The sequence below is a fragment of the Streptomyces sp. AM 4-1-1 genome (genome assembly GCF_029167625.1).
Lineage (GTDB): Bacteria > Actinomycetota > Actinomycetes > Streptomycetales > Streptomycetaceae > Streptomyces.
The window spans coordinates 162,174-188,012 of sequence record NZ_CP119145.1 but is presented as its reverse complement, the minus strand read 5'-3'; the positions used below and the strand labels follow the sequence as shown (position 1 = coordinate 188,012).

The window sequence follows — 25,839 nt, the reverse complement described above, 5'->3', positions numbered from 1 at the left end:
GGATGGGACACGCGGTGGCGGTCATGGCCGAGGTCGCCCTGTGGTGGGCGGCCCTGTCCGGCCTCTGGCTGACGCTGGTCAGCGCGGTGGACGCCCTGGAGCTGGTGGTGGGCGGCTCTGCCGCACTACTGGCGGCCCTCGCGGCGAGCCGGGCCCGGCGCGCGGTGGCGGGCCGGTGAACGGCTGGCTCGTGGCGGCGGCGGTGCTCCTGGTGGGAGCGGTGGGACCGACCGTCCCCGCGGTCGCCACCGGACCGTTGCGGCGCCGGGTCGGCGCGCAGAACCACGCCACCGCGCTGATCTGCCTGGTACTCCTGCTCCTCGCCCAGGGGTTCGCGCGGCCCGCGTACGTCGACACGGCCCTGGTGCTGTCCCTCCTGGGCCCCGCGGGCACCCTCGTCTACGCGAGGCTGCTCGGCCCCGACCTCAAGGACGACCCGCCACGCGGCCGGATCGCCGACCGCTGCTCCCTCGTCGCCACGGTGGCGGTCGTGCTGTCGCTGTGCGTGGCCGCCGGACCGGGGCGGGCCGCGGTGAAACTCCTGGTGACCGGGGCTCTTCTGGTGGTCGGCAACCAGGTCGCGTCCCGGGCGCTGCGCGAGAACGAACCGGAGGCGGACGACGATGACTGACGCACTGACCGTGATCGCGCTGCTGCTCGTCGCCGCGTCGGCCACCGCCGCCGTACTGGTGCGCGATCCGGCCCGGCAGGCTCTGGTCCTGTCCGTGCTCGGACTGACCCTGGCCGCGCTCTTCCTGGTCCTCCAGGCGCCGGACGTGGCGCTGTCCCAGCTCGCGGTGGGCTCGGCGCTGACCCCGCTGTTGCTGCTGCTCTCCGTCCACAAGGTGCGCCGGCGCGGCAAGCGGCCCGCACCGGACGGCGAACGCCCCACCGAGGACCGCGAAACCCCCGCCCCGAAGGGAAGGCGGCGGGACGGCGGGCGGAGGGAACCGACGTGAGCCGGACTCTGCGGCTCCTGGTGCTGGCCGTCGGCACGGCCGGGCTCGCCGCGCTGCTCGTCGCGGCCTGCTTCCGGCTCCCCGCCTTCGGCGGCGACTCCCACCCGTACGGCGACCGCGCGGTGCGCGCCGCACTCGCCCGGCACACCGCGAACGTCGTCTCCTCCGTCAACTTCGACCAGCGCGCCTTCGACACCCTCGGTGAGGAGAGCATCCTCTTCGCGGCCGTGCTCGGCACCGTAGTCCTGCTGCGGCAGACCCGCGACGAACGCCAGGTCGAACCCGCCCCGGCCCGTGTCGCCCCGCACATCCGCCGTTACGCGCTCCTGACGCTGCCGGTCACCCTCCTCGTCGGCCTGTACGTCGTCGCGCACGGCCAGCTCAGCCCCGGCGGGGGATTCCAGGGCGGGGTCGTCGCGGCCACCGCTCTGCACCTGCTGTACATCGCCGTCGACTACCGGGCGCTGGAGCGGATCAGACCCGTCGGCCTCTACCAGTTCGGCGACGCGGCGGGCGAGGCCGCCTATCTGGTGATCGGCGTGGCCGGACTCCTCGGCGGGTCCGCGTTCCTCGCCAACACCCTGCTGCCGTACGGCACGTTCAACACGCTCGCGTCCGGCGGCACCGTACCGCTGCTCAACGCGGCGATCGGCATGGAGGTCGCCTGCGCGGTGGTCGTGCTGCTCGCCCGGTTCCTCGACCAGGCCGTGGAGATCGAGAAGGAGGACCACACATGAACCGGGAATCGGGTGCGTGCTGATGTCCGTCCTGCCGTACCTGACCGCCGCGTGGATCTTCCTCGTCGGCTGTCACGGGCTCGCCACCAGCCGTAACCTCATCCACGCCGTCGGCTGCCTCGCCGTCTGCCAGTCCGCCACCTACGTCCTGCTCCTTTCCGTCGGCTACCGTCACGACGCCACCGCTCCCGTCTTCTCGGACCTCGCCCCGGGCTCACGCCCGCTCGTCGACCCGGTCGTCCAGGCTCTCGCGCTCACCGACGTCGTCGTCGGCGCGACGGTCACCGCCCTGCTGCTCGCCCTCGTCATCCAGGTCGCCAAGCGGCACGGCACCGTGGACCCGGACGAACTGACCGAGCTGCGCGGATGAGCCGGCTGCTGCCGCTCGTCGTCGCCGCCCCGCTGCTCGGGGCGGCCCTGCTGGTCGCCGCCGGCCGCGGACTGCCCAGGCCCGTCGCCGAGGCCGTGGGCTGCGCGGTCGCCGCCGCCACCGCCGGACTCGCCCTCCACCTCCTGATGGCCTCCCCGGCCACGGACCTCAACTGGGTGGGCGGATGGACCCCCGGACACGACGGGACGAGTGTGGGCATCGTGCTGGCCGGGAATCCCGTCGCGCTCGGACTCGCCGCGCTGGTCTCGCTGCTGACGGTCGGTGTGCTCGCGTACTCCTGGCGGTACTTCGACGAACCGCCGAGCCATCACTCCGGCGCGTTCCCCGCGCTCGTCCTGCTCTTCCAGTCGGGCATGTGCGGCTTCGTGCTGACCGGTGACCTGTTCAACGCCTTCGTCTTCTTCGAGCTGATGAGCGTCGTCGCCTACGCCCTCACCGGCTACCGGGTCGAGGAGGCCAGGGCCGTCCAGGGCGCCCTCACCTTCGGCATCGTCAACTCCCTCGGCGCCTACGCCATGCTGATGGGCATCGTGCTGCTGTACGCCAGGACCGGCGAGCTGGGGATGCGGGCCATCGGGCGGCGGCTCGACGAACAGGGCGGCCCGGACGCCCTGGTCCTGGCGGCGTTCGTGCTCGTCCTCACCGGACTCCTCGTCAAGGCCGCCGCCTTCCCCTTCCACTTCTGGCTCCCCGACGCCCACGCCGTCGCCCCCACCCCGGTCTGCATGCTGCTGTCCGGAGTGATGGTCGAACTCGGGGTGTACGGCGTGGGGCGCGTGTACTGGACCGTGTTCGCCGGGCCGGGAGGCATCCCGGCGCCCGACACCGAACGCGCGCTGCTGGTGCTCGGCGCCGCCTCCGCCGCGGTCGGAGCCGTCATGTGCTGGCAGCAGCGCCACGTGAAACGCCTCCTCGCCTACGCCACCGTCGCCCACACCGGTCTGTTCCTGATCGGCCTCGGCCTGCTCACCCCGGAGGCGACCGGGGGAGTGGCGCTGTACGTACTGGCGCACGCCGGTGTCAAGGCGGCACTCTTCGCCTGCGCGGGCATCCTCCTCGACCGCTACGGCAGCATCGACGAACACGAACTCCACGGCAGGGCACGGAAGCTGCCCGTCGTCGGGACGCTCTTCGCCATCGGCGGCCTGGCGCTCGCCGGACTGCCCCCGTTCGGTACCGGACTGGGCAAGGCGGTCGTCGAGGAGGGCGCGGGCACCCCGCTCACCGCCCTCTTCGTGGCCGTCTCCGCCGTGACCGGCGCGGCGGTACTGCGGATGACCGCCCGCGTCTTCGGCGGCCTCGGCCCCCGGCCGACCGACGCGGGCCGGTACGAGACCAGTGGCCGGGACGAGGAACCCGAGACCCGGGGCACGCTGGTGCGCGTGCCCGACACCATGCTGGCCGTCCCGGCGCTGCTGCTCGCCGGGGCGCTCGTGGTCGGCCTGGTCCCCGGCGTCGCCGACGACGTCGGCCGGGCGGTGGACGGCGCGCTCCCCGGAGCGGCCCCGCACCCGCCGCACTGGACCGGTCCCGGTCTGCTCCTCGGCGGCCTCTCCGCCCTGCTCGCCGTCGCACTCGCGGCACGGGCCGTACGGCGGCCCGGCTGGGCGAAGCCGCATCCGTGGACCCAGCCGCTGCGCCGTCTGCACTCCGGGCACATCGGCGACTACGTGGCCTGGGCACTGATGGGGATGACCCTGCTGGGGGCGCTGGCCGTGCCCGGCCTCCTGCCGGGCTGAACCCCGACGTGTTGCGCGACCCGTCCCACCGCGTCACCCTGATGAGTGACCCATCAGTGACAAACGCTCACTCTTCGTATGCGGGGGGTCGTTGGTTCAACGAGGTGAAGTACGCGGGTCCAGGCGCTGAGGAGCCCCGACGATGACCGTTCCACTCGACCGGCACTACCTGGTCGAACTCCGGGTGACGGCGGACCGCGCGCACGGACTGCGGCGCATCGTCGCCGCGCACCTTCGCCACTGGGACCTCGAACTCCACGTGCGGCCCGTGTGCCGGGGCGTGGACGAGCTGCTGACGAACGTCCGGCGCCATGTCGGTGACGAGACCCGGTGCGTCGTGGAACTGCGTCTGTCCGGGCGGTCGCTGACGGTCTCCGTGGCCGACGACGGCTCCGGGATGCCCAGGCTGCTCGCCGCCGGAGGCGGCCTCAGCCGGGTGAGGGCCCTGAGCGACAGCTGGGGCACCTGCCGGACCGGCCAGGGCAAGGTCGTCTGGTTCACCCGGTACACCGACGCGCCCGTCGGTCCCGGCCGGCCCGCCCGCGCCCCGCTGCCCGGGACGCCCGCGACCGCCGCGCCGAGTCCGGCCCCCGCCCCGGTGTGACACCCGGGGGACCCCGCCCGGCACGGACGGAATGTCCGCCGCACGCATGATCCACGCCGGTCGGGTACGTGTGAACAGGAGGCTCCCGCGACGCCCGCGCACCGGACGCGGCGGGGACGGCCCGCGTTGCGCGTCGGCGCCTCGCGCGGCACGGTCGAAGAACCGAGGCAAGGAGGCCACCGGCATGCCCATCGCGACGGTCAACCCCGCGAACGGGGAAACGCTCAGGACGTTCGACGCGCTGGGGGAGGACGAGATCGAGCGCCGGATCGCCACCGCCCACAGCGCGTACCGCGCGTACCGGTCCACCGGGTTCGACGAACGGGCCCGGCTGCTGCGCCGCGCCGCCGACCTCCTCGACGAGGACCAGGGGGACATCGCCCGCGTCATGACCACCGAGATGGGCAAGCCGGTCAAGGCGGCCCGCGCGGAGGCCGCGAAGTGCGCCAAGGCGATGCGCTGGTACGCCGACAACGCCGCGGAACTGCTCGCGGACGAGCACCCGTCGGCCGCCGACGTCCGCGACTCCGGCGCGTCGAGCGCGTACATCCGCTACCGCCCGCTGGGCGTCGTGCTCGCCGTGATGCCGTGGAACTTCCCGCTGTGGCAGGTCGTACGGTTCGCGGCGCCGGCCCTCATGGCGGGCAACGTCGGCCTGCTCAAGCACGCGTCGAACGTCCCGCAGACCGCCCTGTACCTCGGCGACCTGTTCCACCGGGCCGGCTTTCCCGCCGGCTGCTTCCAGACCCTGCTGGTGGGATCGGGCGCGATCGAGGCGATCCTGCGCGACGAGCGGATCGTCGCGGCCACGCTCACCGGCAGCGAACCGGCGGGCCGGTCCGTCGCCTCGATCGCGGGCGCCGAGGTCAAGAAGACCGTCCTGGAGCTGGGCGGCAGCGACCCGTACCTCGTGCTGCCGTCGGCGGACATCGCCCGCGCGGCCCGCACCGCGGTGACCGCCCGCGTCCAGAACAACGGGCAGTCCTGCATCGCCGCCAAACGCTTCATCGTGCACACCGACGTGTACGAGGAGTTCACCGAACGGTTCACCGCGGGGATGCGCGCCCTCACCGTCGGCGATCCGCTCCAGGAGTCCACCGACGTAGGCCCCCTCTCCAGCGAACAGGGCCGCGCCGACCTGGAGGAACTCGTGGACGACGCCGTGCGCCGGGGCGCGCGCGTCCTGTGCGGCGGCGCACGGCCCGAGAACCTGGGCGGGGGACTGGACCGCGGCTGGTTCTACGCCCCCACCGTCCTCACCGGGATCACCCCGCAGATGCGCCTCCACCACGAGGAGACGTTCGGCCCGGTCGCCACGCTCCACCGCGTCGCCGGCCTCGACGAAGCCGTCGCCCTCGCCAACGACACCCCCTTCGGCCTCAGCTCCAACGTCTGGACCCGGGACGCCGACGAGGCCCTGCGCTGTGTACGCGACCTGGAGGCGGGCGGTGTCTTCTTCAACGGCATGACGGCGTCCCACCCCGCGCTGCCCTTCGGCGGTGTCAAGCGCTCCGGATACGGGCGCGAACTCGCCGGACACGGCATCCGCGAGTTCTGCAACGCCACCACGGTCTGGTACGGCCCCGAGTCCGACCAGGCCGACCGCACCTGACCCGCACCCCTGCCCACGAGACAGGACACCTCATGACCGACGCCCCCCTTCCGCCCGCCGCCCCCGGCCCCGCCGGTGACGAAACCCCGGCCGAAGAGCCCCGGGCCGGCGGACCCGGAGCGGGACAGACCCCGGCGGCCGAGCTGTCCGCGTCCGAGGTCGCGGCGCTCGACGCGCACTGGCGCGCCGCCAACTACCTCGCCGTCGGCCAGATCTACCTCATGGCCAACCCGTTGCTGAAGCAGCCGCTCGCCCCTGAGCACATCAAGCCGCGACTGCTCGGCCACTGGGGCACCTCACCCGGACTGAACCTGGTCCACACCCATCTCAACCGGATCATCAAGGCCCGCGGCACCCGGGCACTGTGTGTCTGGGGACCCGGCCACGGCGGCCCCGCCGTCCTGGCCAACTCCTGGCTGGAGGGCAGCTACCACGAGACGTACCCCGACGTCGGCCGCGACGAGGCGGGCATGGGGCTGCTGTTCAAGCAGTTCTCCTTCCCGGGCGGTGTCCCCAGCCATGTCGCCCCCGAGACCCCCGGCTCCATCCACGAGGGCGGCGAACTGGGCTACGCCCTCGCCCACGCCTACGGAGCCGCCTTCGACCACCCCGATCTGCTCGTCGCCTGTGTCATCGGCGACGGGGAGGCGGAGACCGGTCCGCTCGCCGCGTCCTGGCACTCCAACAAGTTCCTCGACCCCGTCCACGACGGGGCCGTCCTGCCGATCCTCCACCTCAACGGCTACAAGATCGCCAACCCGACGGTGCTCGCCCGCCTCCCGGAGGACGAACTCGACGCGCTGCTGCGCGGCTACGGCCACGACCCGCTCTACGTGAGCGGTGACGACCCGCTCACCGTGCACCGGGCGATGGCGGGCGCGATGGACCGGGCGGTGGACCGCGTCAGGGAACTCCAGGAGGCCGCCCGCGACGGGGGCGACACCGAACGCCCCCGCTGGCCGATGATCGTGCTGCGCACCCCGAAGGGATGGACCGGTCCCCGGGAGGTGGACGGCCTGCCCGTCGAAGGGACCTGGCGCGCACACCAGGTGCCGCTCTCCGGCGTCCGGGACAACCCCGAGCACCTGCGGCAGCTGGAGGCGTGGATGCGCTCGTACCGGCCCGAGGAACTGTTCGACGACGACGGCCGGCCGACTCCGCGGGTCCTCGAATGGGTTCCCGAGGGCGCCGCCCGGCTCGGAGCCACCCCGTACGCCAACGGCGGACTCCTCCTGCGCGATCTGCCGATCCCGTCCCTCGACGACCACGCGGTCGAGATCACCGGCCGGGGCACCGTCACGCACGAGCCGACGCGTGTCCTCGGCGGGCTACTCGAAGCCGTCATGGCCGCGACCGCCGAACGCCGGGACTTCCGTCTCGTCGGCCCCGACGAGACCGCGTCGAACCGGCTCGACGCGGTCTACGAGGCGTCCGGAAAGGCATGGCAGGCGCGTGTCCTGCCCACCGACGAACACCTGGCACGTGACGGACGCGTCATGGAGGTGCTGTCCGAACACCTCTGCCAGGGATGGCTGGAGGGCTACCTCCTCACCGGCAGGCACGGCCTCTTCTCCAGCTACGAGGCGTTCGCCCACATCGTCGACTCGATGGTCAACCAGCACATCAAATGGCTGCGGACCTCCCGCCGGCTCGCCTGGCGGCGCCCCATCGCCTCCCTCAACTACCTGCTCACCTCGCACGTCTGGCGCCAGGACCACAACGGCTTCTCCCACCAGGACCCGGGCTTCGTCGACCACGTGCTCAACAAGAGCCCGGAGGTCGTCCGGGTCTACCTGCCGCCGGACACCAACACCCTGCTCTCGGTCGCCGACCACGCGCTGCGCAGCCGCGACTACGTCAACGTGATCGTGGCGGGCAAGCAGCCGTGCCTCGACTGGCTCACCATGGACGAGGCCCGCGCGCACTGCGCGCGGGGCGTCGGAGTCTGGGACTGGGCGGGCACGGAGGACGGCAGCCGGGAACCGGACGTGGTGCTCGCCTGCGCCGGGGACGTGCCCACGCTGGAGGTCATGGCGGCGGCCGGACTGCTCCGCGACCACCTCCCCGAACTCGCGGTGCGCGTGGTCAACGTGGTCGACATGACCCGGCTGCTGCCGCAGCGGGAGCATCCGCACGGGATGCCGGACTCCGAGTACGACGCGGTCTTCACGCGCGACCGGCCGGTGATCTTCGCGTACCACGGCTACCCCTGGCTGGTGCACCGGCTCGCCTACCGCCGTGCCGGACACCCGAATCTGCATGTACGCGGCTACAAGGAGGAGGGCACCACCACCACGCCCTTCGACATGGTGGTCCGCAACGACCTCGACCGCTACCGGCTGGTCATGGACGTCATCGACCGGGTCCCGGGCCTCGGCGTCCGCGCCACCGCCGTGCGTCAGGCGATGGCGGACGTCCGGCTCCGCCACCACGACTGGATCAGGGAGCACGGCGAGGACCTGCCCGAGGTGACCGGCTGGACCTGGAACGGCTGAGACACGCCGCCGCCCCGTCCCGCGGACGCGCGGGACGGGGCGGCGAGGCGGCGGGACTCAGCGGCCGACGGCCTCGGCCAGCTGGTCCTTGGTCATCGACGAACGTCCCTTGACGTTCTTCTTCCTGGCCTCTTCGTAGAGCTGGTCGCGGGTCGGTCCCCCGGCGCCGGTGTGCGAGCGCAGTCCGCCGCGGCGCGAGGACGAGATGTCCTGGGTCGAGGTGCGGCTCGCGGTCCTCGCCTCACCGGAGCGGGCCCGCTCCTTGTTGACCGTCCGCGCCGCGATCTCCTCCGCCCGGTCCTCGCCGACCCCGCGCTCCTGCTGGCTCTCCTTGATGTGCTCGTACTGCCGTTCCCGCTTGGAACTGGAACCACGTGGCATGGCGCCGTCACTCCTTTCCGTGGAACGGCCCCGAGAACGCCGGTGTGTGCCGGTGTTCCCGGAGCCACCTGTGTGCCGGGTACCCGCTCAGCGCACGGTCACCCGGACGGTCGGTGACACCATCTCGCCGCCGGCGATCCGCGGCTCGTCCGGCCTCTTCAGACCGAAATCCACACGGAAACCCCCGTGGGGCGGGGTGTCAGGGCGTCAGAAGCGGAGCGAGGCGGCGATCCGGCCGTGCTCCGCGAGGGAGTCGTCGGCGACGAACACCACGGTGGCGCCCCCGTCCAGGGCCGTCTCCACCAGCTCGTCCACGATGTCCTCGCGTACCAGGCCGTCCGCACCCCGTTCCCCGGCCTCGTCCACCGGTTCGAGATGGCCCTCCGTGACCCGCATCGTCCGCTGGAAGTGCTCTTCCACCGCCACGAGTCCGGCGCGTCCCTCCCGTACCGCCGCCCACACCTCGTCCAGCCCGCTGGCGAAGGAATGACCGCTGCGCGCGTCGTCGAGGCGCTTGCGGATCTCCGCCGCGAACCGCTCCCGCCGCTCCTCCAGCGCGGGCCGCAGCTCCTGGAGGAAACCGCTCGGGGTGACATCGGCCGGCACGCCCTTGGGGACCCGGCCGACGGCCGCCCCCGTACTCTCGCCGACGTCCTCCAGCAGGCTGAGCGCGTGCACGATCCCCGCCAGGTACAACGGCCGGGGATCGGCGGTCAGCGCGGCGCGCAGATTCTCGTCGACGGCCCGCATGAACTGCCGGGTGTCCTCGTTGCGGTAGACGCTCGGGGTGTCGCCGATCCGCTCCTCGCGCTGCGGGTTCGGTTCCAGCCGGGGCGCCGTCATGGGAAAGCCGTACGCCTCCACCGGGCGCACGGAATCCACCGTCCCGCTCCACAGCGTGGCGTGGTCAGCGGAGACGGACAGCGCCCAGAACGGCCTGGCCAGGGCCTTCGCGGCGACCAGGTTGCGCGTGAGGTACGAATCGCTGAGCACCACTCGTTCGGGTGCCGTACGCGGCAGTTGCCAGATCCGGTACTCATCGGCCGTGGCGAGGAGCACCAGACCGTCCAGCGCCCGCCGTGGATCGATGTCCGCCACCGCCCGGTCGAGCTGCTCCCTGACGGCGGCCCGCGCCTCCCGGGTGACCCGGGGATCATGGTCGAGCCTCGTTCCCGCCTCGGCGACCAGATTGCGCAGCCGTACGGAGTCCTGGGCGTTGTCCGGGGCGCGCCGGTGCGTCGGCATGGTCAGGGACAGTGCCGGATAGGGCCTGGTCGCGCGCAGCTCCCGCAGTACGTCCACGGTCAGGGCGTCCGTGTCCATCGTTCCCTCCCGGGGGTCGCACCCGCTCCCGTGCGGAGCGGGTGGTTCGGCGAGTCCATACATACCTGTCGATCGCCGTACGGGCGACATATGGACGATCTGGTCGACTCCGCCCAGCCGCTGTTCCCGCGCCCCGCGTCCGCCGTACCCGCGACACCGGACGGGCCCCCGGACGCCGGGTCGGGGCGGAGATCCGGCGGGGCACCGACCCGGGGGCCGATCGGCGGGGATGCCGACGAGGGCTTCACGCCTTTCGCTCTTCCGGGAACTCGTCCCGGCGCAACCGGGCCCGCGCCGTGATCGCGGTGCAGACCATGACGAACGCCAGCGCGAACTGGGCCAGGACACGGCCTACCGCCGCTCCCGTAGCCACCCCCGCCACAGCCGATACGGCCATCACGACGGCCAGTACAGGTGACGACCACACCAGCATCCGGTCGACGGAGCGCATGAATCCTCTGCTCACCGGGTCGGTCGGTCTCGTCTCACGCATGACCACCAACTACCCCGAAAGGCGCATCCGATGACCGGTAGTCCCCTCGTCCCCCGACCGCTGTCGCCAGCCAGGTCCCAGGGAGAAGCCGGTGACCGCCGCCATCCCGACGGCCCGTCCCGACTGCGGGCACGACACCGGTCAGGCCGTCGTGGGGCGACGCACGGCTCTCCGCCCCGCAGGCCGGCTCGCCTCCGAAGGAGAACGGACGGCCCGGGAGCCCGCTGCCGCTCGTCTGTCAGGCGCGCAGGCCGGCTTGTCGCATGCCGATCGCCGCCAGGTCGGCGATGACCTGTTCGTCGCCACGCCGCCAAGCCGCTGCGAGACCACCGGGGGGCGTGGGCAGCGCCGCGAGTTCGCGCTCCGAGCCGGTGAGGACGCGCAGTGCCAGGAGGTCCGCGCCGCCCGGTTCGGCGGCGAGGCGCCGGGTGACGGCGCTGCGCCGGATCCAGCGCAGGCGTAGGGGCAGCCACAGCAGCAGCACCAACACCACCGGGATGACGATCAGGGCGACCGTGGTCAGTGTCGCCACGTGGCCCACCGTGTCCTGGAGCGACCGGCCCGCGTCGGCCAGCCCGGTGCCGGCCTCGGCGGCGGACGTGAGCGGCTTCTTCAACCGGTCCCCGACGAAGGGCACCTTCGAGGCGGCGTCGCCGGCGTCGACGAGTCCGTCGGAGAGAGTGTTGCCGGCGGTTTCCGCCTCGCGGCCCGGACCGGCCAGTCGCCCGATCGCGTCGTGCACCGCCGACGCCAGCTTCACCGCGGCGTAGATCAGCGCCGCCGCTGTCACGTCTGCGATGACCTGTCGGCTCCGACGTGCCGGGGTCTGGGCGTAGAGGCGCATGGGCGGTGTCCTTTTCCGGTAGGGCATCGGTGGTCGGCGGCTGCCCGTACGACTACCCCGATCGGACGGGCGGGACGCCGCGCGCGGCTCCGGTCCATGTGCCTTCGGAAAGAGAAGGCCGGGGTCCGATCGCCGTCGAAGTGGAACTGCCGGCCTGGGGTACTCGCCAGTCATGAGGCACTGGTGGCTGTGGGTGGGAATACCGGTCGTCCTGGGCACTGCGGTGGGTGCCGCCGTGACCCTTCTGACGGACAGGGCGTGGGGCTCCGAGCTGACGCCTCGCTGTGTGATGTTCTCGGTCGTCTATCTGTTGATCAGGCCGGCCATGCGCCTTCGGCGCTCCGCGCGGCGAGGGAAACGGACGACGGGGGACGGCGAGGAGGCGCGGTACGAGTGAGGCGGGGTTATCCGCTCCACGGTCTGCCCGGGCCCTCCGGCTCACCAGCTCACATGCCATCCTGGCGGCGGGTCAGGTCAGCGGGTCGAGGGGAGAGCAGGGGCGATGAGGGCTGTGCACTACCGTGCCGACAGCGAGAACGGCGACCACATCGACGACCCGTCCGAGGACGCGCTGTTCATGCTGATCGACGACCTCGACGTCTCGGACAACACGTTCGTCGTCATCCGGCCCGACGGGGACGACCCGGCCTGGTCCGTATCCGTCGCGGTCCTGGACCGGGGCGGCTACGAAGTCGTCCGCCGCGACACCACTCACCATGAGCATGACGTCGTCACCGGGACCTGCGTCGACCGGATCGCCCGGGACCTCACGATCTGGATGGCCGCCCGCGATTTCCCCGGACGACCGGCCCGGCACACCGGCGACGTCTGAAGACGGCCCGAGGGCGGTCCCGTACTCCTTGGTGGCGCGGCGCGCGGCGTCGGACGCGGTGCGCCACAAGACGGCGGGACGTCCGCATACCGGATGTCCGTGGATGTTCCGACAACGCCGCGAGGCGCTGCAGCTGCCGTCGTGCGCCCACCAGGGAGTACGGAACAGCCCTTAGCCTGGACGCACGATGAATCTCTTCACGACGCCATGGGGCGAGCTCGACCTCACCCGCTTCCCCGAGGACCCGCGCGATCCGCTCCGCGCCTGGGACGCCGCCGACGAATACCTGCTGCGACAGCTGGCGGGAACCGACGAGGCGGCGCCGACCGATCTCTCCGGCAGCGTCGTCGTCGTGGGTGACCGCTGGGGCGCGCTCACCACGGCCCTGGCCTCCCACCGCCCCGTACAGATCACCGACTCGTACCTCGCCCAGCGCGCCACCCTGGCGAACCTCGCCCGCGCCGGCGCCGACCCGCACGGTGTGCGGCTCCTCTCCGTGCGGGACACCCCGCCGGACCGGATCGACGTGCTGCTCGTACGGGTCCCGAAGAGTCTCGCCCTCCTGGAGGAGCAGCTGCACCGGCTCGCACCCGCCCTCCACCCCGGCACGGCCGTCATCGGTACCGGCATGGTCAAGGAGATCCACACCTCCACCCTCAGGCTCTTCGAGCGGATCGTCGGACCCACCCGCACCTCCCTGGCCGTGAAGAAGGCCCGGCTGGTCTTCGCCGACCCGGCCCCGGACCCGGGCCGCGTCCCCAGCCCCTGGCCGCACCGCTACGCACTGCCCGACGACGTCGGCGCGGTCTCCGGCCGGACCGTCACCAACCACGCCGGGATCTTCTGCGCCGAACGCCTCGACATCGGCACCCGCTTCTTCCTGAAGCACCTGCCCCACCGCTCGGGCCCCGACCACGTCGTGGACCTGGGCTGCGGGAACGGCGTCGTCGGTACCTCCGCCGCCCTCGCCAACCCGGACGCCACCGTCACCTTCGTCGACGAGTCGTACCAGGCCGTCGCCTCGGCCGAGGAGACCTTCCGGACCAACCTCGGCCCGGGCGCCCCGGCCGCCTTCGTCGTCGGCGACGGACTCGCCGGCATACCGCGCGCCGGGGCCGACCTGGTGCTCAGCAACCCGCCCTTCCACTCCCACCAGGCGGTCACCGACGCCACCGCCCGCCGCATGTTCCACGGCGCCCACTCCGCGCTGCGTTCCGGCGGCGAACTCTGGGTCGTCGGGAACCGGCACCTCGGCCACCACACCCAGCTGCGCCGGACCTTCGGCAACTGCGCGATCGTGGCGTCGGACCCGAAGTTCGTCGTGCTGCGCGCCGTGCGCCGCTGACGGCCGGGCCGCCGTACCGGACCGGGGACGTACGCGTACGACTCCGCGCCCACCGCCACGACCCGGCCCGGCCCGGCCCGCCCCGCACGGCCCGCGCGCACGGGCGGCCATACTGGACGGGCCGGGGAGGGCGGACGGCAGGCGCAACGACGCGACGGGGGCGACAGCACGCGATGGCGGACACCAGGCTGATCCAGAGCCGGTACCGATTGCTCGACCTGATCGGGCGCGGAGGGATGGGGGAGGTGTGGCGGGCCCGCGACGAAGCGCTGGGCCGTCACGTCGCCGTCAAGTGCCTCAAGCCCATGGGGGCCCAGCACGACCGGACCATCACCCGGGTGCTGCGGGAACGCTTCCGCCGTGAGGCCCGGGTCGCCGCCGCGCTCCAGCACCGGGGCGTGACCGTCGTGCACGACTTCGGCGAGCACGAGGGCGTCCTCTATCTGGTCATGGAACTCCTCGACGGACGCAACCTCAGCCAGCTGCTGGAGGACAACACACAGCGCCCGCTGCCGGTGTCCGACGTCGTCGACATCGCGGACCAGGTGGCCGACGCCCTCGGCTACACGCACCAGCAGGGCATCGTGCACCGCGACCTCAAACCCGCCAACATCATGCGGCTGGCCGACGGCACGGTGAAGATCTGTGACTTCGGCATCGCCCGCCTCGGACGGGAAATCGGCTTCACCTCACGTCTCACGGGCACCGGCATCGCGATGGGCACCCCGCACTACATGTCGCCCGAACAGATCAGCGGCGGCCAGGTCGACCACCGGAGCGATCTCTACTCGCTGGGGTGCGTGCTCTACGAGATCGCGACCGGGGTGCCTCCCTTCGACCTGGAGGACGCCTGGTCCGTGCTGGTCGGCCACCGGGACACCCAGCCGGAACCGCCGCGCACCCACCGGGCCGAACTCCCCGGTTTCTTCGACCGGGTCGTCCTCGACCTGCTCGCCAAGGCCCCCGAGGAGCGGCCCGTCGACGCGGGCGACCTGCGCCGCCGCCTCGCGACCGGTCGTACCGGGGAACAGACGCACCTCCCGTTCCCGGGCGGGAGCCCCGTGCCGTTCCAGCCCACGTCCTTCGTCCACCCGGGGCGCCCCGCCGAACCGTCTTCGCCGCCCTGGGCCAAGGAGCTGACGGGCGGCCGCCGGGCGGTCGGTCCCTCCTGCCCCGTCCCCGCTCCCGACCACTCGGCGGGCCTGGCGGTCGCGTGGACGACCGGAGACGGAGTCCGGTCCGCGGCCGGCGGGTTCCCGGCGGCCCCGCCCGCCCCGTCGCCCGAACTGCTCGCCACCCTCGCGGAGCGCCATGCCGCCGGTGTCGAACTGGGCGGCCTCGGACGCTGGGAGGAGGCCGGCGAGACCCATCGCGCGGTCGCGGCCGAACGCGAACGCCTGCTGGGCACCGACCACCCCGACACCCTCGCCAGCCGCTACGAGGTCGGCTTCACCCTCAGCCGCACCGGGCGCGACGCGGACGCGCTGCGTGCCTTCGACCGGGTCGCCCAGGGCCGTGCCCGCACCTTGGGGCCGGATCATCCGCAGACACTGGCGGCCCGTCAGGAGACGGCGTACGTACTGGGAAGACTCGGCCGTCATTTCGAGGCCCACCAGGTGTACGCGGCGGTGCTGGCGTCCCGGGAACGGTCGATGGGCCCCGACCACCCGGACACCTTGCGCTGCCGCCACAACCTGGCCTTCAACCTGAGCCGGCTCGGGCGGCTGGAGGACTCGCACCGGATGGCACGCGACGTCGCGGCCGACCGGGCCCGGGTACTGGGCTCCGACCATCCGGACACCCTGGCCACGCTGTACGAAGTCGCTTACACGCTGGGCCAGTTGGGACGCTGGACGGAAGCGCTGCACGCCTACAGGGAAGTCGCGGGAGCCCGGGCGCGGGCCCTCGGCTCCGACCATCCCGACACCCTGGCCGCCCGCTACGAGGTCGGTATCAGCCTCGGCAGGCTGGGGCGCGGCGCGGAGACCGTCGAGCTGTACCGCGCGCTCGTCGCCGACCGCACCCGGGTCAGCGGACCCGAGCACCCGGAGACCCTGCGGGCCCGGCACGGCCTCGGGGTCGGCCTGGGCCGGCTGGCCCGCTGGGAGGAGGCCCTGGCCGAGTCCCGCGAGATCCACGCGATCCGCGAGCGCCTGCTGGGCGCCGACCACCCCGACACGCTCGTCAGCCACCGTGAGGTCGCGGTGGCCCTCGGTTGGCTCGGGCACTGGGCGGCGGCGCTGGCCCGGTACCGCCAGGTCACCGAGGCGCGCGAGCGCGTCTTCGGCGCCGACCACCCCGAGACGCTGGCCGGGCGCGACGACGAGGCGCACTGTCTGGAACAGCTCGGCCGGGCCACGGAGGCGGCGGAGCTGTACCGCCGGGTGGCGGCGCTCCGCCAGGAACGGGGCGCGCCCGCCCCCTGACCCGTGGTCCCCCTCGTCTCCCCGTCAGTCCCGGGACGCCGTCCACCCCACGGCCTCGACGCGACGGCCGTCCGCGGCCCTGGTCCCGTCGAAGACCGTCCGGCCGCCGTCCTCGACCCGGATCGCGTCGACGTACACCCCGCGGCCCACGTACAGCCGGTCGGTGACGTACCGCCAGCGCAGCCGCACCTCCGTGCCGCGCCAGGCGGCGAGATCGGCGCTCAGCCGGTGCCACACCCGGCCGGACCAGCCGGACACCGTGCCCTCCGGACGCGGTTCGGGCTCCGGGTGGCGCGTCCCCCCGCCCGGCACGGTGGTGAACGGCACCGGCCGCCAGCTCGTACCCGCGTCCGCCGACGCCTCCAGGACGAGGAGATCGGAACCGGGCTCGGTGTCCCACCACAGGGCGCAGGTCAGCCGGGCCCGCGCGGAACCCGGCCGCAGCGCGGGCAGCGTGAGCGTGGCGGACGCGCCGCTCGCCATGCCGGAGAACCACGCGGCACGGCCCCGGGGCGCCCTGACCGGCACGGCGCGCGCCAGTTGGTTCGCGGTGGCGACGCGCGGGGCGCTGCCACTGCGCCAGTCACGCAACGGATGCACGGAGTTGCCCAGCACGACGAGGAACGAGTCGGTCGTCGGATCGAGCACCAGACTGGTGCCGGTGAAACCGGTGTGCCCCGCGGTGCGCGGAGTGGCCATCGCCCCCATGTACCAGTGCTGATACAGCTCGAAACCGAGTCCGTGCGCGTCGTTGGGGAACGCCGTGTTGAAGTCGGTGAACAGCAGCTCCACCGAGTCGGCGGAGAGGATACGGGACCGTCCGTAGGCCCCGCCGTTGAGGAGCGCGCGGGCCAGGACCGCGAGGTCCCAGGCGCAGGAGAACACCCCGGCGTGCCCCGCGACACCCCCCAGGGCGTACGCGTTCTCGTCGTGCACCTCGCCCCACACCAGCCCCCGGTCCAGCCCCGACCAGGGCGGCCGGGCGTCCTCGGTGGCGGCGATCCCGGGCCGCCAGGACGCCGGCGGGTTGTAGCGGGTGCGGTGCATCCCGAGCGGAGCGGTGATCTCGTCGCGGAGCAGCACATCCAGGGTGCGACCGGTGATCCTCTCCAGGACCAGTTGCAGCGAGATCAGATTGAGATCGGAGTAGAGATACGCCGTGCCGGGCTCGGTCGCGGGAACCTCGTCCCACAGCAGCCGCAGCTTTCCCTCCCGGGTCGGTTCCCCGTACAGCGGTATCCACGAGCGGAAACCCGAGGTGTGTGTGAGCAACTGCCGGACCGTCACGTCCTGCTTGCCGCCGCCCGCGAAGTCCGGGAGGTACGAGGCGACCGTGGCCTCCAGCCGCAGCCGGCCGCGCTCGATCTGCTGCACGGCCAGCAGCGAGGTGAACAGCTTCGACACCGAGGCCAGGTCGAAGACGGTGTCCTCGGTTGCCGCGATCCGCTGATCCTCCGGGAACTCCACCCCGGCGCCGGTCTTCTCGTCGTACGCCGTGTAGCGCACCGCGAAACCGATCGCCCGGTGCAGCGCGACCGTGCCGCCCCGTCCCGCGAGCAGCACCGCGCCCGCGTACCAGGGGTGCGTGGGTGACGGGCCGAGGAACCGCTCGGCCTCGCGGACCAGTTGATCCAGCGGGCCCGCCAACAGCCCGGCGCGCGCCGCTGATCCGTGCCGCAGTGTCGGCGCCCCGTCACCGGTTTCCGCGCCGCTCCCCGAGCCCGGACGCCCGCCCGCCATTCCGTCGCCCACCGCATCCGCTCCCGTGCCCGGTTCCATGGCGGCCGCCGTCCGGGCGAACGGGACCGGGGCCAGGGCGAGCGCTCCGCCCAGAGCCAGTATCCCGCCACCCACCCTCCGCCGCCCGACCCCTCGCGCCGTGGTGCCGTCCGTCATCCCGAACTCCTCTCGACCGCCGGTACGCCGCCGGGGACGGACCGCGTCGCCGCCACCGCCCTCGCCCATCCCACCCTCCCACCGCCCCCGGGCCGGCCGCCGCCGGTTTCCGGCGACCGGTGATACCGCCGTCAGCACAGCCACCTCTTCGCCCTCCCCAAGGGGGAATTATTGAGCAAATAGAAGGTCATGACAGGGCAAAGCTGGATATGGATTCCGACTTCCGCGACTCTGGAACCCGTTCGGATTCGGCAAAGAAGCGTCGTGCCGCGCGGAAGTTCGTCCCGGTGTGTGCCGCACGCCCGCCGGGTCCGTGCGCGGCCGCCTCTCCACACAGAGCTAAGGACAACGAATGACATACGGAAGCAAGCTGCGTGACGAGGTCGCCACAGCGGGTACGACACCCCTGATCGGCGTCTACGACATGTACTCGGCGTCTGTCGCGGCCGGGCACTACAACGGCTTCTTCGTGTCGGGCTTCGGCTTCGCCGCGTCGTACTACGGCCTGCCGGACATCGGGTTCATCGCCTGGCCGGACATGGTCGCCTTCGTCGAGCGGCTGCGCGGCGCCTTCCCGCAGCACCATCTGCTCGTCGACATCGACGACGGCTACGTCGATCCGGAGGTGGCCTGCCATGTGGTGCGGCGCCTGGAGAGCATCGGCGCGTCCGGGGTCATCCTGGAGGACCAGAAGCGCCCCCGCAGATGCGGGCACGCGGACGGCAAGCAGGTCCTGCCCCTAGCCGAATACCTCGACAAGCTGAACATGGTGCTGGCCAGCCGCACCGACCTGCTCGTCGTGGCCCGCACGGACGCCACCGAGCCGGACGACATCCTGCGCCGCGCCGAGGCCCTGGCCGCCACCGACGCGGACGTGATCCTCGTCGACGGAGTACGCAGCGTCGAGTGGATTCGCCGGGTCCGCGCGGTCGTCGGGAACAAGCCACTGCTCTTCAATCAGATCGCGGGCGGCAAGTCACCCCGGCTCTCCCTCTCCGAACTGACGGAACTCGGGGTCGACGTGGCGATCTACAGCACACCGTGCCTGTTCGCCGCGCACCGCGCGATGGACACGGCCCTGGCCGAACTCAAGTTCGCCGACGGGCGGTTGCCCGCCACCGGGGACAGCGGAGAGGTCGGTGTCCGCGAGTCCACCGAACTACTGGCCAGGAACATCAGCCGGCACCACGTCGAGCGCGAAGGCGTGACGGCATGAGGGGCGTACGGGGCGTGCGGGCCTGTCCCGCGTCGCCTCCGCGCGGTCACGGCGCCCGCGCGGCGGCGGTCACGGCCGCCGCCATGGCGGCGGCCGTCGCGGCTCTCGCGGCCGGCGCCGCACCGGCCCAGGCGTCGACCAGCTTCCTGACCCTGATCGACAACTCCGAGGCCGACTCCTGGCTGGAGATCGACCGGACGGCGAACATCGAGACGGGCGGTGGCACCGCGGGCAGCGACCACGACGGCAGCGCGGTCGACCTGATGGACACCCTGATCAACCCGGACCGTCCGGGCGACGAGGACGAGGACTGAGCGGCACCAGCCGGTCGGGCGCGGGCGGGCGGTCCGGTCCGTCCGCGCCCGGCTCCGGCGGCGCCGTCCGGCGCGCGAACCCTTGACCCGCGGGGCGCCGCCCCCCAGGATCACGCCATGACAGGTGTACGCGGCAGCACGGTGGACGGCGTCCTGACCCGCAGCGCGCGACGCGCTCCCGAGCGCACCGCCGTCCGGTACGCCGAGCGGATCTGGACCTACCGGGCCCTGGACACGGCGGTCGGCACCGCGGCCGCCGTGCTCGTCGGTGACCACGGCCTGCGCCCCGGCGACCGGGTCGCCTGTTACGCGCACAACTCCGACGTCTATCTGATCGCCTACCTCGCCTGCGCCCGCGCCGGGCTGGTCCACGTACCGGTCAACCAGAACCTCACGGGCGACGACCTTGCGTACCTCCTGAGCCAGTCCGGCAGCGTTCTCGTCCTCACCGACCCGGACCTCGCCGACCGCGTCCCGGACGGCGTACCGGTACGCGCCCTGCGCGGCGCGCCGCACTCGCTCCTCGACGAGCTGGCCGACCCGCGGTCCTTCACTCCCGAACGTGTACCGGACGCCGGTGACCTGCTGCAACTGCTGTACACCTCCGGTACCACCGCCCTGCCCAAGGGGGCGATGATGACGCACCGGGCCCTGGTCCACGAGTACGTCAGCGCGATCACGGCACTCGGCCTGCGCGCCACCGACCGGCCCGTCCACGCCCTGCCGCTGTACCACTCCGCGCAGATGCATGTGTTCCTGCTGCCCTACCTCGCCGTCGGCGCGGAGAACACCATCATCGACGCGCCGGAACCGGACCGGATCTTCGACCTGGTCGAGGCCGGGCAGGCGGACAGCCTCTTCGCCCCGCCCACCGTCTGGATCGGCCTCGCCAACCACCCGGACTTCGCGCGCCGTGACCTCGGCGCCCTGCGCAAGGCGTTCTACGGTGCGTCGGTCATGCCGGTGCCCGTGCTGGAACGGCTGCGGGCCCGTCTGCCGTCACTCGCCTTCCACAACTGCTTCGGCCAGAGCGAGATCGGCCCGCTCGCCACGGTCCTGGGACCCGACGAGCACGACGGCCGGATGGACTCCTGCGGGCGTCCGGTGCTGTTCGTCGAGGCGAAGACCGTCGACGAGAACGGTGAGGAGGTGCCGGACGGCACGCCCGGCGAGATCGTCTACCGCTCGCCACAACTGTGCGAGGGGTACTGGGACAAGCCGGAGGAGACGGCCGAGGCGTTCCGAGACGGCTGGTTCCACTCGGGTGACCTGGCGGTCCGCGACGCCGACGGCTACTTCACCGTGGTCGACCGGGTGAAGGACGTCATCAACTCCGGGGGAGTCCTGGTCGCCTCCCGCCAGGTCGAGGACGCCCTCTACACCCATCCCGCGGTCGCCGAGGCCGCGGTCGTGGGACTGCCCGACGCGCGCTGGATCGAGGCCGTCACCGCCGTCGTGGTGCTGCGCGAGGAGGCCACCGAGCAGCAGCTCCTGGACCATGTACGGGACCGGCTCGCCCATTTCAAGGCGCCGAAGAGAATCCTCTTCGTGGACGCACTGCCACGCAACGCGAGCGGGAAGATCCTCAAGCGGGAACTGCGGGACCGTTTCGCCGCCGGTTGAGAACGGCACCCGCCCGCGCCTTCGGTGACCTGCCGGGCGGTCCCGCCCGCCCCCGCGATGAGACCCACCCGGCGTGACCGTCCGCGCCCTCAGTGACCCCGGCGTGGTCTGCCCGCGCCCCTCAGTGCCCCGCCCCGTGGCCCCCGCCCCGCCCCTCGCGTTCGTCCACGACCCGCCTGCTCTTGCCCGCCGAACGCTCCAGCGTCCCGAAGGGCACGATCTCGACCCCGACCGAGAGTCCCACCCCCTCCTTGACACCCGCCGCGACGGACAGCGCGGCGGTCGCCCGCTCCTCCGGGGTCGTCCCGCCGCGCGCCTCCGCCCGTACGGTCAGCGCGTCGAGCCGCCCGGTCCGGGTCAGCCGCAGCTGGAAGTGGGGTGCCAGTGCGGGCGTCCGCAGCACGACCTCCTCGATCTGGGTGGGGAAGACGTTCACCCCGCGCACGATCAGCATGTCGTCCGTGCGGCCGGTGACCTTCTCCATCCGCCGGAAGGAACGGGCCGTCCCCGGCAGCAGCCGGGTCAGATCCCTGGTCCGGTACCGGACCACCGGCATCGCCTCCCTGGTCAGCGAGGTGAGCACCAGCTCGCCCTCCGCCCCGTCCGGCAGCACCTCACCGGTGAGCGGGTCCACGATCTCCGGGAGGAAGTGGTCCTCCCAGATGTGCGGCCCGTCCTTGGTCTCCACGCACTCCTGCGCGACGCCGGGCCCCATCACCTCCGACAGTCCGTAGATGTCGACCGCGTCGATCGCGAGGCGTTCCTCGATCTCACGGCGCATCTCCTCGGACCACGGCTCGGCGCCGAAGATGCCGACCTTCAGTGAGGTCGACCGCGGATCGACGCCCTGCCGCTCGAACTCGTCGAGCAGCGTCAGCATGTACGAGGGCGTGATCATGATGATCTCCGGCCGGAAGTCCTGGATGAGCCTGACCTGACGCTCCGTCATGCCGCCGGACGCCGGGATGACCGTGCAGCCGAGCCGTTCCGCCCCGTAGTGCGCGCCCAGCCCGCCGGTGAACAGGCCGTAGCCGTACGCCACATGGACCTTCTGCCCCGGGCGCCCGCCGGCCGCCCTGATCGAGCGGGCGACCAGATCGGCCCAGATGTCCAGGTCCCGTTCGGTGTACCCGACGACGGTGGGACGTCCCGTGGTGCCGCTGGACGCGTGAATCCGCCGCACCTGGTCCTCGGGCACCGCGAACATCCCGAACGGATAGTTGTCCCGCAGATCGGCCTTGGCCGTGAAGGGGAAGCGGGACAGGTCGGCGAGGGTCCGGCAGTCCTCGGGCCGGAGCGCGGCCTTGTCGAAGGCCGTGCGGTGGAAGGCGACCTTCTCGTACGCGTGGCGCAGTGTGGCGCGGAGCCGTTCCAGCTGCAGGGCCTCCAGTTCGTCGCGGCCGAGTCGTTCCGCGGCGTCCAGCGCAGCTGTCATGCGCCTCATCCTCTCCCGGGGGCGGTCGACCGATCATTCGGTCGTTTCTTCCGGGAGCAGTAATTCAGGATCATCCACGACCTGGCAAGGGTCCCGGCGACATCCCGTACCGGCGGGAGCGCGGCCGCCCTCCGCTCCGTCCGCCTGCCCGCGGCGGGCCGGTCCCGCCCGGCTCGGCCGCACCGCCCGGGACACGTACCATGTCCCCATGTCCTTCCTCCGCCGCCGTAGCGCCGCCACACCCGCGGGCCCGGACTTCGACGTCCTGGCCATGGACCCGGGGGACTGGCCCGGAAACCTCGGCGCCGGTCTGCTGCCCGCGCCCGACGGGAGCTGCCAGGGTGTCTTTCTGCGCTACGACCTGTTCGGCGGCCGAGGCCCGGCGATGGTCATCGGGAACCTCCCCGAGGGCTCGCCCGCCCGCGAGACCGAGGACGGCCAGGTCCCCTTCGAGGTCGCCCAGCTGCTGCTGGCACTGGAGAACGACGAGCCGGTCGAGGTGACCGGCACCGAGGACGTACCGGTGATGCAGGGGGACAACCTGCTGATCGTGCGACGCGTCAAGCTCTCCGAGAGCCGGATCTCCTGTGTGCAGTTCGACCGCAGCGACGGCGTACTCGTCACCATCGCCAGCTGGGACCGGCCGATCACCGACGATCTGTACGCGCTCCTGAAGCCGCTGCCCGCCGAACTGTTCCAGCAGGGCTGAGGCGGCGGTACCGCCGGGTCCCGCCGCCCACCAGGACACGGAAGCCCGCCGCGTCGTCCGCACGGCGGGCCGGACCGGTCAGCTCATCGCGTATCGGGCGAACGACGCCGGAACCCGTGCGGCGGAGGTTCCCGGCCCGGTGGGCCCGCTCAGGCGGAACGGCGAACCGGTGCCGCGCCGCAGATCCTCCTCGCGGTAGCGGCGGCAGCCGCGATGCCAGATCAGGATGCCCGCCATCCAGTGCTGGAGCTCCACGACGTACCCGGCCAGGATCTCCCTCGCCTCCGCGTCCAGGCCGAAGTCGTCGTACAGAACCGGAAGTTCGTGCTCGGCGACATGCTGGAACTGCCGCATCCGCGAGTTCATCAGATCCCCGACGATCCGTAGCGCGGTCGGGTAGTCCACGCCGAAGAAGTCCTGCACGACGAGCACACCGTTGTGCACCTCGCCCTCGTACTCGATCTCCTTCTGGTACGAGAAGACATCGTTGAGCAGACAGGCGTAGTCCGCCGCCGCGTTCTCCAGCGAACGCAGCGGCCCGCTCCGGTAGATCTCGTCCGGGACCTGCTTCCCGTGACCCAGCCGGCACAGGCTCATCGTCAGATCGGAGCCGAACGTCATCCGACGCATCTCGATGTAGTCCACCGGGTCCGGAATCCGGTTCTGCGCCTGATTGGCCAGCTCCCACAGCCAGCTCTCGGTCATCGACTCGACCGAGGTGCGGAACGTGCGCCGCTCGTTCTCGGCCATCGGCTCCGCGGTCCGCCGCCACAGGTCCGCCAGCCCCCGCTCCAGCGCGTTCACCGGCTCCGGCACGACGGCCGCCCCGTCCACCGGCATGAACAGCGAGAGCCGCTCGTTGGCGGCCCGCGCCCCGGCCAGATCACGGGTCCGGCCGTGCACCACCGGGAACCAGTCGTCCCCGTAGGTGCCCCACGCCAGCCACCCCGACGAGAGGTCCAGCTCGTCCGCGGTCGCGTCGGGGTGCAGCCCCGCCGCGCACAGGGGCAGGTCGAACGCGACGATCTTCTCCTCGTCCCACACCTGGGAGCCCGGTACCCCGGGCTGTGACTCCAGCAGCCCCATGCGATGCGCCCACTCGACGAGCCGCACCCGCGCGCCCTCCAGGTGCGGGCTCAGGGTCGTGGTGAACGGCATCTCGAAGTCGGGCAGCCGGGAAGGGCCCACGTACTGGTACGGCACATGGGCATGGCCGCGCCACCGGGCGATCTCGGAGCGTGGCGTCAGCCGGATCGACGCGGCAGAGCCGAGCGAGCGCAGAGAGCCCGGCGAACCGAACGGGGCGGACGAACCGAACGCGCCGAGCGAACCGAACGGAACGGACGAGCCCGCGGTGCCGGTCGGACCGAGCGGCACGGGGCTCTCCACCCCGCCGCCGTTCATGTACCGGCTGGAGCGCAGGTGCCACTCATGGCCGCCGGACTGCCAGTCCTGAAGTCCCTTGACGTACGCGAGGACGGCGGCGGTCTCCGCCGGGTCGAGGCCCTTCTCCGCGCACAGCGGACCGAGTTCGGTGAGCGCGGTGTTCTCGAACTGCTGGAGCCGCGAGGTCAGCAGATCGTTGACGGCCTCCGCGGCCTCCTGGGTCGAACAGCCCAGAAACGTCTCCAGGACCAGGACACCGTTGCTGTTCTCCCCCTCGTCCTCCACCTCCCGCTGGTACGAGAACAGGTCGTTGCGCAGATGAACGGCGTCCGAGAAGGCGTCCCGGAGCACCCGCAACGGCCGTGACCCCGCCGCGGAGGCCGGTACCTCGGCGTTCGCCGCGTACTCCACGAGCCCGGCCGACCACGGCGCGCCGCCGACCTTGCGCCGCATCTCGATGTACTCGACGGGGTTGGCGATCCGGTCCTCGTTGATGTTGGAGAGCTCCCACAGGGACTCGTTGAGCAGGTTCTCGGTGGCCTCGGCGAATCTGGCCCGCCAGCCGTCGGACATGCCGGGCACCGTCCGCTGCCACAGATCCGCGAGCCCCGCCTCGACCGGGTTCCTCGGCTCGGGCGTCGCCGCTCCCCGCTCCATCGGCATGAACGCCGGCAGCCGGTCGAGATACCGCTTGCCGCCCTCCCGGTCCGGATTCCGTTTGAACAGCTCCAGGAAGTGGTCGTCGAAGAAGAAGACCCACACATACCAGTCCGTGACCAGGGACAGCGCCTCGGCCGAGCAGTCGGGGTGGGTGTACGCGCACAGCAGCGCGTAGTCGTGGGAGTCGAGATCCTTCTCCTCCCAGATGCCGGACCCCTCCAGCATCTCCATCCGGCGCGCCCACTCCTTCGTGTGCCGTCGGGCGTCCTCCAGATGGGGATTGAGCCGCGCCGGATACGGAACGTAGAACTCCGGCAGGGTGAAGGGCTGTGCCATGTGCGTCCGGCCTCTCGAGAGACATCCGCGCGGTGCTCGCGCGGACCGGTCATGTCCCGCGAGCACTACCCCTCACCCATACG

Annotated in this window: 24 protein-coding genes; 17 read left to right on the top strand and 7 right to left on the bottom strand. The window is 72.3% G+C overall.

Going from position 1 to position 25,839, the window contains the following annotated elements; translation table 11 throughout:
- Positions 1-2: 2 nt before the first annotated feature.
- The 9 genes from PZB75_RS00900 (at position 3) to PZB75_RS00860 (ending at position 8,537) form a co-directional block, all read left to right on the top strand.
- Positions 3-179, top strand: coding sequence for a hypothetical protein (locus tag PZB75_RS00900; protein ID WP_275533343.1), 177 nt, complete (start codon positions 3-5; stop codon positions 177-179).
- Entirely contained in the window at positions 176-631 is a 456-nt protein-coding gene (locus PZB75_RS00895) for a monovalent cation/H+ antiporter complex subunit F (RefSeq protein ID WP_275533342.1), read from the top strand. Before PZB75_RS00900 ends, PZB75_RS00895 begins: the two co-directional genes overlap by 4 nt.
- Entirely contained in the window at positions 624-959 is a 336-nt protein-coding gene (locus PZB75_RS00890; protein WP_275533340.1) for a DUF4040 domain-containing protein, read from the top strand. The genes PZB75_RS00895 and PZB75_RS00890 overlap by 8 nt, the downstream gene beginning before the upstream one ends.
- Positions 956-1,696, top strand: coding sequence for an MnhB domain-containing protein (locus PZB75_RS00885; RefSeq protein ID WP_275533339.1), 741 nt, complete (start codon positions 956-958; stop codon positions 1,694-1,696). The genes PZB75_RS00890 and PZB75_RS00885 overlap by 4 nt, the downstream gene beginning before the upstream one ends.
- A gap of 22 nt (positions 1,697-1,718) precedes the next feature.
- Positions 1,719-2,066, top strand: a complete 348-nt coding sequence (locus tag PZB75_RS00880) for a sodium:proton antiporter (RefSeq protein WP_275538531.1) — start codon at positions 1,719-1,721, stop codon at positions 2,064-2,066.
- Positions 2,063-3,826, top strand: a complete 1,764-nt coding sequence (locus PZB75_RS00875) for a complex I subunit 5 family protein (protein WP_275533338.1) — start codon at positions 2,063-2,065, stop codon at positions 3,824-3,826. The genes PZB75_RS00880 and PZB75_RS00875 overlap by 4 nt, the downstream gene beginning before the upstream one ends.
- A 142-nt stretch (positions 3,827-3,968) precedes the next feature.
- Positions 3,969-4,430: an ATP-binding protein gene (locus tag PZB75_RS00870; RefSeq protein WP_275533337.1), complete on the top strand. Its 462-nt coding sequence runs from the start codon at positions 3,969-3,971 to the stop codon at positions 4,428-4,430.
- Positions 4,431-4,614: 184 nt separating this feature from the next.
- A complete protein-coding gene (locus PZB75_RS00865) occupies positions 4,615-6,042 on the top strand; it encodes an NADP-dependent succinic semialdehyde dehydrogenase (RefSeq protein ID WP_275533336.1) in 1,428 nt (475 codons plus the stop codon).
- 32 nt (positions 6,043-6,074) lie between these two features.
- Positions 6,075-8,537: a phosphoketolase family protein gene (locus PZB75_RS00860; RefSeq protein WP_275533335.1), complete on the top strand. Its 2,463-nt coding sequence runs from the start codon at positions 6,075-6,077 to the stop codon at positions 8,535-8,537.
- A gap of 57 nt (positions 8,538-8,594) precedes the next feature.
- Here the strand turns inward: PZB75_RS00860 and PZB75_RS00855 are convergent, their stop codons facing one another.
- The 4 genes from PZB75_RS00855 to PZB75_RS00840 form a co-directional block, all read right to left on the bottom strand.
- Complete coding sequence (locus PZB75_RS00855; RefSeq protein ID WP_275533334.1) at positions 8,595-8,918, bottom strand: plasmid stabilization protein; 324 nt, start codon at positions 8,916-8,918, stop codon at positions 8,595-8,597.
- Between the two features lie 207 nt (positions 8,919-9,125).
- On the bottom strand, positions 9,126-10,241 hold the full coding sequence (locus PZB75_RS00850) for a chemotaxis protein (protein WP_275533333.1): 1,116 nt from the start codon (positions 10,239-10,241) through the stop codon (positions 9,126-9,128).
- A gap of 244 nt (positions 10,242-10,485) precedes the next feature.
- Complete coding sequence (locus PZB75_RS00845) at positions 10,486-10,734, bottom strand: hypothetical protein (RefSeq protein ID WP_275533332.1); 249 nt, start codon at positions 10,732-10,734, stop codon at positions 10,486-10,488.
- Positions 10,735-10,972: 238 nt separating this feature from the next.
- On the bottom strand, positions 10,973-11,578 hold the full coding sequence (locus PZB75_RS00840; protein ID WP_275533331.1) for a hypothetical protein: 606 nt from the start codon (positions 11,576-11,578) through the stop codon (positions 10,973-10,975).
- Positions 11,579-11,813: 235 nt separating this feature from the next.
- Here PZB75_RS00840 and PZB75_RS00835 point away from each other — a divergent pair, with 235 nt between their 5' ends.
- From PZB75_RS00835 to PZB75_RS00820, 4 genes are all read left to right on the top strand, one after another.
- On the top strand, positions 11,814-11,975 hold the full coding sequence (locus PZB75_RS00835) for a hypothetical protein (RefSeq protein ID WP_275533330.1): 162 nt from the start codon (positions 11,814-11,816) through the stop codon (positions 11,973-11,975).
- Between the two features lie 105 nt (positions 11,976-12,080).
- Complete coding sequence (locus PZB75_RS00830; RefSeq protein WP_275533329.1) at positions 12,081-12,410, top strand: hypothetical protein; 330 nt, start codon at positions 12,081-12,083, stop codon at positions 12,408-12,410.
- Positions 12,411-12,597: 187 nt separating this feature from the next.
- Positions 12,598-13,755 carry a methyltransferase gene (locus PZB75_RS00825; RefSeq protein ID WP_275533328.1) on the top strand — a complete coding sequence of 386 codons (1,158 nt, stop codon included), beginning with the start codon at positions 12,598-12,600 and terminating at the stop codon, positions 13,753-13,755.
- A gap of 173 nt (positions 13,756-13,928) precedes the next feature.
- Positions 13,929-16,181, top strand: a complete 2,253-nt coding sequence (locus PZB75_RS00820) for a serine/threonine-protein kinase (protein ID WP_275533327.1) — start codon at positions 13,929-13,931, stop codon at positions 16,179-16,181.
- A gap of 24 nt (positions 16,182-16,205) precedes the next feature.
- Here PZB75_RS00820 and PZB75_RS00815 read toward each other — a convergent pair whose 3' ends face one another.
- Positions 16,206-18,077 carry a serine hydrolase gene (locus PZB75_RS00815; RefSeq protein WP_275533326.1) on the bottom strand — a complete coding sequence of 624 codons (1,872 nt, stop codon included), beginning with the start codon at positions 18,075-18,077 and terminating at the stop codon, positions 16,206-16,208.
- Between the two features lie 352 nt (positions 18,078-18,429).
- Between PZB75_RS00815 and PZB75_RS00810 the strand changes: the two genes are divergently transcribed.
- From PZB75_RS00810 to PZB75_RS00800, 3 genes are all read left to right on the top strand, one after another.
- A complete protein-coding gene (locus PZB75_RS00810; protein WP_275533325.1) occupies positions 18,430-19,293 on the top strand; it encodes an isocitrate lyase/PEP mutase family protein in 864 nt (287 codons plus the stop codon).
- Positions 19,290-19,607 carry a hypothetical protein gene (locus PZB75_RS00805; protein WP_275533324.1) on the top strand — a complete coding sequence of 106 codons (318 nt, stop codon included), beginning with the start codon at positions 19,290-19,292 and terminating at the stop codon, positions 19,605-19,607. The genes PZB75_RS00810 and PZB75_RS00805 overlap by 4 nt, the downstream gene beginning before the upstream one ends.
- A 117-nt stretch (positions 19,608-19,724) precedes the next feature.
- Positions 19,725-21,230 carry an acyl-CoA synthetase gene (locus tag PZB75_RS00800; RefSeq protein ID WP_275533323.1) on the top strand — a complete coding sequence of 502 codons (1,506 nt, stop codon included), beginning with the start codon at positions 19,725-19,727 and terminating at the stop codon, positions 21,228-21,230.
- Positions 21,231-21,351: 121 nt separating this feature from the next.
- On the opposite strand, the gene paaK is transcribed toward PZB75_RS00800, so the two are convergent.
- A complete protein-coding gene (gene paaK, locus PZB75_RS00795) occupies positions 21,352-22,665 on the bottom strand; it encodes a phenylacetate--CoA ligase PaaK (protein ID WP_275533322.1) in 1,314 nt (437 codons plus the stop codon).
- A 208-nt stretch (positions 22,666-22,873) separates the two neighbouring features.
- Here paaK and PZB75_RS00790 point away from each other — a divergent pair, with 208 nt between their 5' ends.
- On the top strand, positions 22,874-23,374 hold the full coding sequence (locus tag PZB75_RS00790; RefSeq protein WP_275533321.1) for a hypothetical protein: 501 nt from the start codon (positions 22,874-22,876) through the stop codon (positions 23,372-23,374).
- A gap of 78 nt (positions 23,375-23,452) precedes the next feature.
- Here PZB75_RS00790 and PZB75_RS00785 read toward each other — a convergent pair whose 3' ends face one another.
- Complete coding sequence (locus PZB75_RS00785; RefSeq protein ID WP_275533320.1) at positions 23,453-25,756, bottom strand: terpene synthase family protein; 2,304 nt, start codon at positions 25,754-25,756, stop codon at positions 23,453-23,455.
- Positions 25,757-25,839 lie beyond the last annotated feature (83 nt).

Coding starts and splice junctions, on each gene's coding strand:
- PZB75_RS00830 (WP_275533329.1), top strand. CDS start 12,081: ATGAGGGCTGTGCACTACCGTGCCGACAGCGAGAACGGCGACCACATC.
- PZB75_RS00875 (WP_275533338.1), top strand. CDS start 2,063: ATGAGCCGGCTGCTGCCGCTCGTCGTCGCCGCCCCGCTGCTCGGGGCG.
- PZB75_RS00825 (WP_275533328.1), top strand. CDS start 12,598: ATGAATCTCTTCACGACGCCATGGGGCGAGCTCGACCTCACCCGCTTC.
- PZB75_RS00890 (WP_275533340.1), top strand. CDS start 624: ATGACTGACGCACTGACCGTGATCGCGCTGCTGCTCGTCGCCGCGTCG.
- PZB75_RS00860 (WP_275533335.1), top strand. CDS start 6,075: ATGACCGACGCCCCCCTTCCGCCCGCCGCCCCCGGCCCCGCCGGTGAC.
- PZB75_RS00870 (WP_275533337.1), top strand. CDS start 3,969: ATGACCGTTCCACTCGACCGGCACTACCTGGTCGAACTCCGGGTGACG.
- PZB75_RS00900 (WP_275533343.1), top strand. CDS start 3: ATGGGACACGCGGTGGCGGTCATGGCCGAGGTCGCCCTGTGGTGGGCG.
- PZB75_RS00785 (WP_275533320.1), bottom strand. CDS start 25,756: ATGGCACAGCCCTTCACCCTGCCGGAGTTCTACGTTCCGTATCCGGCG.
- paaK (WP_275533322.1), bottom strand. CDS start 22,665: ATGACAGCTGCGCTGGACGCCGCGGAACGACTCGGCCGCGACGAACTG.
- PZB75_RS00810 (WP_275533325.1), top strand. CDS start 18,430: ATGACATACGGAAGCAAGCTGCGTGACGAGGTCGCCACAGCGGGTACG.
- PZB75_RS00790 (WP_275533321.1), top strand. CDS start 22,874: ATGTCCTTCCTCCGCCGCCGTAGCGCCGCCACACCCGCGGGCCCGGAC.
- PZB75_RS00805 (WP_275533324.1), top strand. CDS start 19,290: ATGAGGGGCGTACGGGGCGTGCGGGCCTGTCCCGCGTCGCCTCCGCGC.
- PZB75_RS00840 (WP_275533331.1), bottom strand. CDS start 11,578: ATGCGCCTCTACGCCCAGACCCCGGCACGTCGGAGCCGACAGGTCATC.
- PZB75_RS00820 (WP_275533327.1), top strand. CDS start 13,929: ATGGCGGACACCAGGCTGATCCAGAGCCGGTACCGATTGCTCGACCTG.
- PZB75_RS00865 (WP_275533336.1), top strand. CDS start 4,615: ATGCCCATCGCGACGGTCAACCCCGCGAACGGGGAAACGCTCAGGACG.
- PZB75_RS00800 (WP_275533323.1), top strand. CDS start 19,725: ATGACAGGTGTACGCGGCAGCACGGTGGACGGCGTCCTGACCCGCAGC.
- PZB75_RS00855 (WP_275533334.1), bottom strand. CDS start 8,918: ATGCCACGTGGTTCCAGTTCCAAGCGGGAACGGCAGTACGAGCACATC.
- PZB75_RS00880 (WP_275538531.1), top strand. CDS start 1,719: ATGTCCGTCCTGCCGTACCTGACCGCCGCGTGGATCTTCCTCGTCGGC.
- PZB75_RS00815 (WP_275533326.1), bottom strand. CDS start 18,077: ATGACGGACGGCACCACGGCGCGAGGGGTCGGGCGGCGGAGGGTGGGT.
- PZB75_RS00845 (WP_275533332.1), bottom strand. CDS start 10,734: ATGCGTGAGACGAGACCGACCGACCCGGTGAGCAGAGGATTCATGCGC.
- PZB75_RS00850 (WP_275533333.1), bottom strand. CDS start 10,241: ATGGACACGGACGCCCTGACCGTGGACGTACTGCGGGAGCTGCGCGCG.